Origin of the sequence: Streptomyces abyssalis (genome assembly GCF_001751365.1) — a bacterium.
Lineage (GTDB): Bacteria > Actinomycetota > Actinomycetes > Streptomycetales > Streptomycetaceae > Streptomyces > Streptomyces abyssalis.
Genome location: NZ_LJGT01000037.1, coordinates 369,286 through 380,933, shown reverse-complemented (window position 1 = coordinate 380,933; position 11,648 = coordinate 369,286). Strand labels below are relative to the sequence as shown.

The 11,648-nt window shown below is 71.2% G+C and carries 9 protein-coding genes; 2 read left to right on the top strand and 7 right to left on the bottom strand.

What is annotated here, in order from left to right:
• Positions 1–75 precede the first annotated feature (75 nt).
• Entirely contained in the window at positions 76–996 is a 921-nt protein-coding gene (locus AN215_RS04875) for an EamA family transporter (RefSeq protein WP_070010040.1), read from the bottom strand.
• Positions 996–1,622: a MarR family winged helix-turn-helix transcriptional regulator gene (locus AN215_RS04870; protein WP_070010041.1), complete on the bottom strand. Its 627-nt coding sequence runs from the start codon at positions 1,620–1,622 to the stop codon at positions 996–998. Before AN215_RS04870 ends, AN215_RS04875 begins: the two co-directional genes overlap by 1 nt.
• A 119-nt stretch (positions 1,623–1,741) precedes the next feature.
• Here AN215_RS04870 and AN215_RS04865 point away from each other — a divergent pair, with 119 nt between their 5' ends.
• The gene (locus AN215_RS04865; RefSeq protein ID WP_070010042.1) at positions 1,742–2,545 is read left to right on the top strand and encodes an alpha/beta fold hydrolase; all 804 of its coding nucleotides are present in this window, start codon (positions 1,742–1,744) and stop codon (positions 2,543–2,545) included.
• Complete coding sequence (locus tag AN215_RS04860) at positions 2,542–3,810, top strand: PP2C family protein-serine/threonine phosphatase (protein ID WP_070010043.1); 1,269 nt, start codon at positions 2,542–2,544, stop codon at positions 3,808–3,810. The genes AN215_RS04865 and AN215_RS04860 overlap by 4 nt, the downstream gene beginning before the upstream one ends.
• A 137-nt stretch (positions 3,811–3,947) precedes the next feature.
• On the opposite strand, the gene AN215_RS04855 is transcribed toward AN215_RS04860, so the two are convergent.
• The 5 genes from AN215_RS04855 to AN215_RS04835 are packed head-to-tail and all read right to left on the bottom strand — an operon-like array spanning position 3,948 to position 11,635.
• Complete coding sequence (locus AN215_RS04855) at positions 3,948–4,994, bottom strand: LacI family DNA-binding transcriptional regulator (RefSeq protein ID WP_070010044.1); 1,047 nt, start codon at positions 4,992–4,994, stop codon at positions 3,948–3,950.
• Between the two features lie 17 nt (positions 4,995–5,011).
• Positions 5,012–5,863, bottom strand: coding sequence for an ROK family protein (locus tag AN215_RS04850; RefSeq protein ID WP_070010045.1), 852 nt, complete (start codon positions 5,861–5,863; stop codon positions 5,012–5,014).
• Entirely contained in the window at positions 5,860–7,566 is a 1,707-nt protein-coding gene (locus AN215_RS04845; protein ID WP_070010046.1) for a class I mannose-6-phosphate isomerase, read from the bottom strand. Before AN215_RS04845 ends, AN215_RS04850 begins: the two co-directional genes overlap by 4 nt.
• Before the next feature lie 51 nt (positions 7,567–7,617).
• A complete protein-coding gene (locus AN215_RS04840; RefSeq protein ID WP_070010047.1) occupies positions 7,618–10,809 on the bottom strand; it encodes a glycoside hydrolase family 38 N-terminal domain-containing protein in 3,192 nt (1,063 codons plus the stop codon).
• A 13-nt stretch (positions 10,810–10,822) separates the two neighbouring features.
• Positions 10,823–11,635 carry a carbohydrate ABC transporter permease gene (locus AN215_RS04835; RefSeq protein WP_070010048.1) on the bottom strand — a complete coding sequence of 271 codons (813 nt, stop codon included), beginning with the start codon at positions 11,633–11,635 and terminating at the stop codon, positions 10,823–10,825.
• Positions 11,636–11,648: the final 13 nt, after the last annotated feature.

Genomic DNA, 11,648 nt, shown 5'->3' with positions numbered 1-11,648 from the left:
TCCCCTGTACGGCGGTACGACACGTGGCGGCCGGCACGCGGCGGCGGGTGTCGCGCGGCTCTCCGCGGATGCGCGTCAGCCCGCCGTGAGCAGCCCGGTCGCGGCGGCGGCGCCGGTCAGGCCCGTGACCTGCAGCCGGGTGGGGCGTTCGCGCAGGACGGTGAGCCCGAGGAGCACGGGGATCGCCGGGTAGAGCGAGGAGAGCACCACGGCGACGGTGAGGATCTGCTCCCGGGTCGCCAGGAGATAGAGCACGAGGGCGAGCGCCGCCGCCATGCCCGTGACGACGGCTCCGGCCGCATGGCGCGGCGGCAGCACCGGACGCGTCCGAGGTTCCGGCGGCTCCGGCGGTTCCGGCGCCCGACGGGGCGTCCGTGGGTTGCGCGCGGGGTGCCGCACCCCTCGCAGGGCCCGCAGCGCGACAGGCAGGATCACGGCCGTCGCGGCGAGGCGCCCGGCGGTGACGGGCCAGATCCCGGACGCCTGACTGGCCTGGGCGAGCGCCGCGTACTGCAGGGCGATCCCGGCTCCGGCGGTCAGTCCGTCCAGGGAAGCGCCCGTGGCGGCGGGCGACCCGGAACGCGCGGGACCGTTGCGTGACACGAGCCAGAGCGCAGGCACTGCGGTCACCACGCCCAGCCAGGACAGCGCCGACGGGCGGTCCCCGAGGAGTACGACGCCTGCCAGTACGGGCAGGGCCAGGCCGCCCACCGCGCTGACCGGCACCACGACGCTCATCGCACCGCGGCTCATCCCGCGGTAGAGGAACACCATGCCGAGCCCGGTGCCGACACCGGAGAGCGCACCCCACGCGAGATCGGAGACGGACGGCTCGGTGGCCGGCAGCAGCGGAGTCGCGACCAGGGTCAGGAGCAGGCCTCCGGCCTGTCCGGCGAGCGCCACCAGGGCGAAGCCGGCGCGGCGCGAGAGCAGGCCGCCGGTGAAGTCGGCGATGCCGTAGAAGAGGGCGGAGCCGAGCGCGAGCAGGGAACCCATCAGCTGCCGCGCGGTCCGGGACCCTCGTCGCGCCCGGCGTCCCTGTTCTGCCCGTCGTTCCGCCCGTCGTTCTGCGGGTCCTTCTGCGGGTCCTTCTGCTCGTCGTTCTGCTCGTCGCGATCGGCCTGGCCGACCGGGCAGACCGCGCCGTCCCGTACACATCCGGCGCGGTCGCAGAGGCGGCACAGCAGCTCCGCGTTGCCGACCTCTCCATGGAGCCGGCGGAGCAGTTTGCCGAGGAGAGCGTCCAGCGTCTCGCGCTCCTCGTCGTCCAGTACGTCCACGACCGCGCTCAGCGGGGCGCCGCGGGCGGCGAGCAGGGTACGGGCCGTGCGGGCGCCTGCGGGCGTGGCGGTCACGGAGACCCAGCGGCCCGGGCCCTGGCGGCGCTCGACCAGGCCGCCCGATTCGAGCGAGTCGACCATGCGGGCCGCTGCGGGCTGCGAGAGGCCGACGCGACGGCCCAGTTCGGTGACGCTCAGACCGGGTGCGGCGTCGAGGACCACCAGCGCGGCCGCGCCGCTCGCGCTGGTGCCGGCGGCGCCGGTCGCTCCGCTGAGGGTCAGGTCGGTGACGGCGAGCGCGGTGGCGCCGAGGAGGTTGGCCGTGCGATTGGCATCATGCATGACTCATGCATACGTGCCTACGCACCGTTCATCAACCCCAGCACGAAAGTCGATCAAGCTGATCGCTCCCCTCGCCGAGCCGTGCCCCATACAGGACTTAGTAGGACAATGGAGGCGTTATGGATGTGGTGAGCAGGAACAACGTGGTGATCACCGGCCGGGAGGACGGGCCTGTGATCATGCTGTGCAACGGCTTCGGCTGCGACCAGAACATGTGGCGGCTCGTGACGCCCAGGCTGGCGGACGATTTCAAGATCGTGCAGTTCGACCACGTGGGGACGGGACAGTCGGATCTCTCCGCGTGGAGCGCCGAGCGGTACGCCTCGCTCGACTCCTATGCCGAGGACATCGTCGAGATCTGCAACGAACTCGCCCTGGGCCCCCTCGTACTCGTCGGACACTCGGTGAGTGCCGTCTTCGCCGTACTGGCCGCCGCGTCGGAGCCCCGGCTGTTCGAGAAGCTCATCCTGCTCACACCCTCGCCGCGCTACATCGACGATGCGGGCTACCGCGGCGGGTTCAGCGCCGAGGACATCGACGAGCTGCTGGAATCGCTGGACAGCAACTACCTGGGCTGGTCGGAGTCGTTGGCGCCGGTGGTGATGGGCAACCCGGAGCGCCCCGAACTGACCGACGAGCTGACCAACAGCTTCTGCCGGCTCGACCCGGCCGTCGCGAGAGTGTTCGCCCGCGCGACCTTCCTCTCCGACAACCGCGCCGATCTGCGTCGCGTGTCCGTGCCCACGCGGGTGATCGAGGTCGCCCAGGACGTGATCGCGCCGCGTGAGGTCGGCGCGTTCGTGCACGAGTCGATCCCCGGCAGTGAGCTGGTGACCCTCGACGCGGTGGGCCACTGCCCGCAGTTGAGCGCCCCGGAGGCCACCGCCGAGGCCATCTCCGGATTCGCGGCACGGGACGGATGATGTCCAGGGCAGGACATGGCGCAGCGGAGCCGCCGCGAGCGCACCGCACTCCCGACGGCGGCGGTGCACCCGGACATGTCCCGCACGCCGAACTGCTGGAGGACAACCCGGAGGACCTCTACGAGAACGCACCGTGCGGTTACCTCTCCACCCTGATGGACGGGAAGATCGTCAAGGTCAACCGCACGCTTCTGCACTGGCTGGGCCGTTCGCACGACGAGGTCGTCGGCCGCATGCACTTCGCCGATCTTCTGACGATGGGCGGAAAGCTCTACCACGAGACGCACTTCGCCCCGCTCGTCCACCTTCAGCATGAAGTCAGCGGCATCGCCCTGGAGTTGAGGACGGCCGACGGCTCCCGCCTCCCGGTTCTCGTCACCTCGGCCGTCAAGACGGACAGCGCCGGGCAGCCGCAGCTGATCCGCACCACCGTCAACGACGCCCGCGACCGCCGTGCGTACGAGAGGGAACTGCTGCGCTCCCGCGAGAAGGCCGAACGCGAACGTGAGCATTCCCAGAACCTGGTCAGCACGCTGCAACGGACCCTGGTGCCACCGGCCTTGGCATCCCCTCCGGGGCTGGAGGTCACGGCGCACTACCACATCGCCTCCCCCGACGAGGTCAGTGGCGACTTCTACGACCTGTTCCCGCTCACGGCCGACGCGTGGGGACTGTTCATCGGCGACGTGTGCGGCAAGGGAGCACCCGCCGCGGTGCTGACATCGCTGGCCCGCTACACGCTACGGGCGACCGCGGTCTACAACCCCGAGCCCGTGGCCGTGCTCAGCAACCTCAACACCGTGCTGAACACCGCCGATCACGAGCACGACCCCCGGTTCTGCACGGTGCTCTTCGGCGTGCTCAAGCAGGAGGGAAGAGGGTTCCGCGTCACCCTCGCCAGCGGCGGCCATCCCAACGCCCTGATGCTGAGCGGCTCCGGATCAGCGGGATACATCCCCACCCCGGGCGGCCAGCTGATCGGGGTACTGAGCGAACCGGACGTCGCCACCACGACCGTGCATCTGAGCCCCGGAGACACTCTGCTCCTCTACACCGACGGACTCACCGAGGCCCACACCGCCACGGACGCGGGCGACCGCTACGGCGACGACGCGCTGCTCGGCTACGCCGACGTGCTGGCCCCCTGCTCCGCCGAGGCCACCGTCGGGGCCATGACCGAGCTGCTGAACGCCTTCGGCGAGGGCCTGGTCGACGACGCGGCGGTGCTGGCTCTGGGAGTTCCTCCGCAGGACGAGGGGGAGTGACCGGGCCGCCGCGGCACGGCGGCTGAGGCGCACAACGGCTCCGTCCTCTGTCAGCGTGCGCTGCACGGCGGATCGCGCACGCTCTGTTTCCAGCCGGAGCGCTGCGCCGTTCGTCCCTGCCGCTACGCCTACCGCGGTCAGAGAGCCTGTCTGCCGGCCGGGTTGTAGGTGATGAGCGAGGTGGGGACAGTGATCCTGCGGGGCGGGCGGGGCTCCCCCGGCGACGGCTGGCCGGTGGGCCGTATCCGGGATACCAGCAACTCGGCGGCGCGGCGGCCGAGTTGGTCGGTGTCGTACGCGACGACGGTGAGCGGAAGCCCCAGGGCGTCGGCGAGTTCGAAGTCGTCGAACCCGGTGAGGGCGGTGGATCGGCCCGCGGCGCGGACGGCGTGGTAGGCACCGATGGTGTTGCGGTTGTTCGAGCAGAACAAGGCGGTAGGGGGATCGGGCAGCGCGAGGAGTTCCCGCGCGGCGAGCGTCGCCTCACCGGTGGTCTTCTGCCCCTGCCGTACGTAGCGGTCGTCGACGGGAAGCCCCGCGGCCTCGAGCGCGTCGGTGAAGCCCTTGAGACGCTGCGTTCCGGTGTAGACGGTCTGAGGTGAGCCCACGAAGCCGATCGTGCGGTGGCCCTGGGCGAGCAGGTCCTCGGTGGCACGGCGTGCTCCGCCGAAGTCGTCCACGAGGACGCAGTCGGCCTCGAACCCCTCCGGCGGACGACTGGCCAGGACAACGGGCACACCGCCCTCCGCCGCAGCCGCCAGGTGGCGCTGGTCGGTCGAGGCGGGCACGGCCACGACGCCGTCGACGCGCCGCGCCACGAGGTCGGCGACGAGTTCGCGCTCGGTGACCGGGTCCTGCTTGGTGTTGGCGATGACGGTCTTCAGCCCGTGCGGGGCCAGCACCGAGTCGACGCCGAGTGCGAGCTGCGAGTAGAAGGGGTTGGCGAGGTTGGTGACGAGGAGACCGATGAGGCCCGTGCCCTCGCCGAGGCGGAGACTGCGGGCCATGTGGTTGGGCATGTAGCCCAGTTCGTCGGCCGCCGCCTGTACGCGCTTCCGCGTCGCCGCCGTCGCACGCGGGTCGCCGCGCAGAACACGCGAAGCCGTCATGGAGCTGACGCCCGCCAGTTCGGCGACGTCCCGCAGCGTGGGTTTCCCGCCGTTGGCCGCCCGCGCGTCCGCCATCCCTGCCCAGCCCCCTTTCACGTCGCAACCGCCGCGTGGGCCGCGCCGATGAGCGCGGCGTCGCCGGTGAGACGGCTTGCCCTCACCGTGACCGGAGTATCCCCCAGTCCGGCCCGGAGTGCGGGGCCGATCAGGTCCCAGGAGCCCGTCATCGAGCCGCCGACGACGAGCACCGAGGCACCGAACGAGGTCAGATACGGTGCCAGCACGTCTCCCAGAGCGGTGAACGCCTCGTCGAGGACGGTGCGGGCGCGGTCCTCGCCGGAGCGGGCCCGGGAGGCGATGCCGTCGACGTCGAGCGATGCTTCGCCGTAACGTTCGCGGATGGCACGGCGGGAGACCGTCTCCTCCAGCGGCCGTCCGCCCGACTGCAGCAGATCGGCGCGGCCTTGGGGCGGCACGGCCGGCCCGCCCGTCTGCGGGGAGCCGTCCGCGAGGAACGCAGAACCCACGCCCGTGCCGAGTGTGATCCCGGCACAGCGCCCGTGGCCCTGTGCCGCTCCCGCGTGCCACTCCCCGAGCAGGAAAGCGTGCGCGTCATTGAGGAAGACCATGCCGGCAGGACGGCCGGAGAGTCCGTCCAGCAGCGCCGCGCGTACGTCGACGCCGCGCAGGCTGTCGAACTTGCCGACGCCCTCGAAGAGTCCGATGCCCCGGGCGTAGTCGAAGGGACCGGGCACGGCCACGCCCCACACGGCGCCGGGCGGCGCGGGCAGCCCGGCGGCGCATGAGATGACGCTGCCGAGGATGTCCTCCTCGCTGCCTTGCGCATCGAGTCGCCGGCTGACGTGTGCGGTGACCTCGGCACTCCCGGGGTCGGCCAACGCGGCCGTGACATGCGTTCCGCCGATCTCGAGTACGGCTCTCACGGCGCGTCCTCCGGCCGTACGAGCGCCTTGACGACCTTGGCTGGTCCGCCGCCGGCCGGGCGCAGCCGGTACGGTCCGACCGCCGCGGGCACGGTGAGGGTCTCCGCGTGGGCGAGCGGGTGCCGGTGGCCGTTGGCGGTCTCCACCGTCACGCCTTGGCCCTCGACGACGTTCAGCACATGGAAGCGGCCGTCGGTGTCGTCCTCGGCGGCAGCGGTGCCGTCGAGGACCAGACGCCGCACCTCGTAGAACATCTCCTCCAGCGCGCCGACGACTTCCTCCCGCCAGCCGTCGCCTGTACGCAGGGTGCGCGGCCGCGGCACCAGGTCGCGGGCGACGTCCTCGCCGCGGCGCCAGGTGTCGAGGTTGGCCAGGCCGTGCTCGTAGGGAAGGGGGCGTGGGTTGCCGTCGGCGTCCGGACGCAGCCAGTCGTAGAAGCGGAGGCTGTAGAGGTACGGGGTGGCGCTGATCTCGAGTACGAGATTGCCGGCGCCGCTCGCGTGCGGCGTGCCGGCGGGGATCATGAAGAGCCTTCCCTGTTCGGCGGGGAAGGTCAGCACATGATCCTCCGGACGCATCGGCGTGCCCTCGGAGACCGCCTCCTCGACCTCCTTGCGGAACAGCGCGACGTCGGCGTCCTCCCGCAGGCCGAGGAAGACACGGGTGCCGGGGCCGCCGACGGTCATGTAGTACGTCTCGTGCTGCGTGTAGTGCCACCCGAAGCGCTCCCGCATGTACCGCTCCCTGGGGTGGCAGTGCAGCGAGAGGTTTCCGCCTCCGACGGTGTCCAGGTAGTCGAAGCGGATGGGGAACGAGGTGCCGTAGCGGGCGTGCACCCCGGAGCCCAGCATCTCCAGCGGATGCAGCACGCAGAGCAGTTGGAAGGGGACTTCGGCCTGTGCCCCGGGGCCCTCGCCGATGAGGACACCGGATTCCGGGGCGATCAGTTCGTAGCCCAGGGCGGTGTTGCGCGCGTCGGGGTTGAAGCCAAGCCTGTGCTGCGCCCAATGCCCGCCCCACGGTGTGGAGTTGAAGTACGGCCGGGTGCGCACGGGACGCCGGGCCAGCGCCGCCAGAGTGGCGCGAAGCCCGTCCCCGTCGATGAGGACGGGGTGTTGGGGCTCCTGCACGTCGAGCCAGGCATCGACGCGGGGTGCCAGGGCGTCCCGGTGCCGGTCGAGCATGGGCCAGTCGACGTAGAACAGCCGGCGCAACTCGCCGCGCAGGCCCGGCAGTCCGAGATTGGATCCGGTGCCGGCCGCGACAGCGGCCTCCGCGTGGCGCTTGGGTACGTCCGCGTACCACAGCACATCGTGTGCGAGCACGGCTGCGCCCGGGCCGCAGATCAGCAGCAGTCCCTCCCGCGGCGGCGCCGGCTCCGGGACGGTGCCGAAGAGGTGCTCCACAGAGTTGTCCGCGAGCTTGCAGTAGTAGGGGTCACCGGCGTCCTCGGGCCGCACGGTGCGCCGCACGACGACCTCCGCCGGTGCGTAGTGGTCGCGCACGTCGAGCACCTCCACCGCAGTGCCGCTGGAGGAGAGGTCTTTCGCCAGGCGGCTCCGCAGGGTGTCCCAGTCCGTGGCCGGCGGCCCGTCCACCGCCACGACCGCCGGTTCCTGCGGCAGTTCCGCGGACACGGCCTGCCAGCCGGTGACGAGGCGGGCCTGCGGCGCAGGGGCGTATCGCGGGTCGAGCCGGTACACAGGTTCTCCTTCGGGGACGGAAGCGGGGTGCGGCTGTGGGGCCGGGCCGCGTCACGGACGTTCGAAAAGCACCGCCGCCGTGCTCAGCGGTGGGATGTCCACGCGCGTCGTACCGTCGGCGAGCTGGAGCGGGCTCACCGCGCGGCCGAGGTAGTCGGCGCGGTGCGCGGCCGTCACGGGAAAGAGCGCCCGTACCGGGCACGTCAGGGGTTCCTCGGCGAAGGACTGCAGCCGCAGCAGTACGGCCTTGCCGGGGCCTGGAGTCGTCGCGCCGACGAGACGCACCCGCGCGTCGCCGAGTTCGGCGAAGGCGAGGGAGTCGCTCATCAGCGAGCGGGCATCCCCGGCCTCACCGCCCCCGCCGCCGGGCCCGCCCCGTGCCCGCACGGCGTGCAGCGGACGGCTCCCGGCCGCAGCCGTGCGCGGCCCGAGGCCGGTCGCCGCCTGCCTGGACGCGCAGGCGAGGCTGTAGCGGAAGCTGAAGTCGAAGCCTTGCGTGCTGGGGAAGTTGGTGTCCCAGAGGTTGTTGTGTATCCACGAGAAGACGGTGGCCGGCTCGTCGTGTTCCAGTGTGCGGGGGAACGGCGCGTACGGCAGGGCGATGTTCCCGAACTGCACCAGCGGCGCGTCCTGCGTGGCCCACGCGACGGTGAAGTCGCCTTCGGCGAGCGTGATCCAGCGGCGCACGGCCCGCATGTGGAGAGCCGAACCGGGCACGACGGGAAGGCCGCTGCCGGTGACGCCGCCCGAGGCCTCCATCCGCACCTCGGGATCGTCGAAGGCGAAGGGGAACGCGAAGTACGCGCTCTCCTTGCCCAGCGTGGCGTCCTTGTCGACGCGGTTGTCGATGTCGAGCCGGGCGATGCCGCGCGGCAGCGTCAAGGTGGTGCGCACCCGCTTCGCGCCGCCGGGCCGGGTCTCGTACGTGACGGACTCCGAAGTGGTGGTGGACGTACGGGCGATCAGCGCAGCGGGAGGCGCGACCACGCGCGTGCCCAGGTGCTCCAGCCGGTCGGAGGCCGTGGTGCGGCTGGAGTTGTGGTTGAAGCCTCCGGCCGTGGTGTAGCTGTCGTGGATGTAGGCGTTGAACCCGACGGTCGCGTCCGTGCGAACCAGTTCCCGGCCGGTCGCCTTGTCGACGACGGACGAGACGCACGCGTGGGCGAGGTCGACCCGCACCGCGAGGTGTTCGTTCTCCAGCAGCGCGGGGTCCGTGTGTGCCTGCGCCCGCGCCGCGCTCTCGCCGGGGTCGTGCTTCTCGGGACCGCCGGTCGGATTCCACGGGGGAGCGGCACGCGGACTCTCCGCCGGCTCGGGCCCGGCGAAGATGTCCAGGCGTACCGAGCCCGCCGGCGGTACGTCCTCCACGCGCACGCGCAGGAAGCGTCCCGCGTCGCGGTGTTCGGGGTTGACCTGGGCGCGTTCCTCGTGGTCGAGAGGTTCGCCCGTGCGGGCGTCGTGTACGGACACGGACGCGCCCAGACCGATGCTGCTCTCCGGCAGCCAGATCTCCGCGATCTCCGTACGCGGCCACGAGCAGGTGTTGATCACGTGGTACGAAGCGTCCGCTCCCTCCGCGGCGGCCAGCCGCTGCCCGAGGCGCGCGGCGGCGCGGTCCAGCAAGGACCGGGAGTCGTCGTGGGCGCGCAGCGCCTGCCCGTACTTCCAGTGCCACTGCTGCTCGCCTGAGTGCGTGTGCTCGTGGCCGTGGGTCCAGGGGTCGGCCGCTCCCCAGGTGTGTTCGTCGAAGAGAGAGACGGCCTCGTAGACTCCGGCCGCTCCGGCTGTCTCCTCAACTGCGCCGTCAGCGCCGACTATTCCGGCGAAGGTGCCGAGGGTCTGGGCGTCGGCGACGGCGGACTGGGCAGTGCGCGCCATCGAGAGCGGATGCGCACCCGAACCGACGCCGTCGACCCACCAGTCCGTCCAGTCGCCCTCGAAGGTACGGATCTTGTCGCCGAGGCGCGCCTCCGCGTCGGTGAAGAAATCCTCGTTACGGGAGAGACGCAACTGCGGGTAGGCCCACGTCTCGTTCCAGCGGCGCACGGTGTCGGCGATGATCCGGCGCGGCGGCGCGTTGTCCCCGAACTTGCCCTGTACACGCAGGTGCAGCACGTCCCACGGGTACGGCTCACGTTCGGTTTGCTCCTGGTCCATGCTCCAGCCGAAGACGCTGCCCGGGTACGGATAGGGGCGGGTCGCCAGCGCCGTCAGATAGGCGGGCAGCAGATCGTCGACGCGACCGTAGTCGGTGTCGAAGCCGAGCAGCGGGCCCTCCATGTAGGCCAGCCCGTGCGGGGTGTCCGTCACCCACACCAGCAGGCTGTTGCCGCTGGGGGCCGCCCAGCGGAACAGCCGGGGCAGCTTGTCCCCGCCGACGAGGTGCGGCACGGAGCGGCCCGCCCAATTATGCGCCACCGAGAGGTACTTCACGCCTGCCGAGGCGAGCGCATCCACCAGCCCCACGACCGAGCCAGGTACGTCGGTCTGCATCGCGGAGGGGAGGGTGAGACCGTGCTCGTCGCTCACCTGCCGTGCGGAGCGCAGCAGTTCGTGGAGTTCGTCTGTGGAGCAGGTCTCGGTGTGCAGGTTGAACGGCATCGCGGTCAGTTCGATGCGTCCCTGCCGTACCCGGCGTACGAACTCCGCCACCTGCTCCGCCGGCCGGGCCGCGGCCCACTGCTGGAAGGACCACAGCGACTCCACACACCAGCGGAACTGAGAGTCGGCGGGCCAGTCGTCCGTCGCCCGCGTCAGCTCCAGACACGAGTCCAGATAGGACAGATGCTCGGCCAGCACCCGGCCCTGCGGATCGGTGTAGCCGATGTCGAGATGCGAGTGGTGGACGAGATGGACCGTCCACCGCCGCTGCGGCGTCAGCGTCACCGCGATGCTCTCCTCGTCCCGGCCCGGCAGCGAGACGGCGACGTCCTGAGCCGAGTCGACGGCCGGCACGAGCAGCCGTACCGAACCCGCTGGGCCCGGCTGCCGTTCGACGGGCAGGCCCGCACCGGAGTCCGTGCGTACGTCCAGCTCATCCGGAACGGCGTGGCCGGCTGCCGGCTCCACGCGCAGCGACTGCAGCAGTCCGCCGCCGGAGGCGCGGCGCAGCAGCGGCTCCTGGACCAGCCGCAGCCTGCCGCCGCCCAGCCGCCCTTCCGCCGAGACGACGGACGCGCGCAGGCTGTCGTGGATCCTCTCGTGGTCCCAGTCGTTTGTCCGTACGAGGGCACGGGTCGTCATGCGGCACTCGCTTTCATCGGGCGATGGCGGTGACTCCGCGGAGGAAGAGACCGCGGAAGAGGAGGAAGACGAGCAGGGTGGGCACCGAGACGATCAACGCCCCGGCGAGGATCACGGGCGGACCGGAGGAGCTGTACGCGGAGTTGAGCGTCATCAGCGCCGCCATCACCGGCTGCACCTCGGGGCTGCGGCTGAGCGTGATGCCCAGCAGCAGGTCGTTCCAGACGGCGGCGAACTGGAAGATGAACGCCGCCCCCAGACCGGAGCTCATCAGCGGCACGTGGATGCGCCAGAAGATCCGCCGGAAGGATGCGCCGTCCAGCATCGCCGCCTCTGTGATCTCCGGCGGCATGGTCGTCATCTGGTTGCGGATGAGGAAGAACGCAAAAGGCGCCGCCCACGCCACGTACACCAGCATCAGGCCGAGCCGTGTGTCGTAGAGGTCGGCGTCCGCGTACAGTCCGAACAGGGGGGCGAGGAACATCTGCAACGGGAAGAGCGTCCCGGAGTAGATCAGCCAGAACCAGAAGGCGGGCCTGGGAACCGGCAGTACCACGACGGCGAATGCGGCCATCGCGGCGACCAGCACGGCCACCGCCCCGCACACCACCGAGTACAGCAGCGAGACCAGGAAGCTCTGCCCGATGCCCGCCTCGCTCCACGCGATGTGCAGGTTGTCGAGGATCGCGAACCCGCGCGGTGCCCAGTCCGGTGTACCGGTGTAACCACCCGCAGGGGTAAGGGCGTTGACGATCAGCAGATAGAGCGGGATCAGCCAGAGCAGCACGCATCCGGCGACGAAGATGTTGCGCAGCGCACGTCCCATCGTCCGTGCCTCC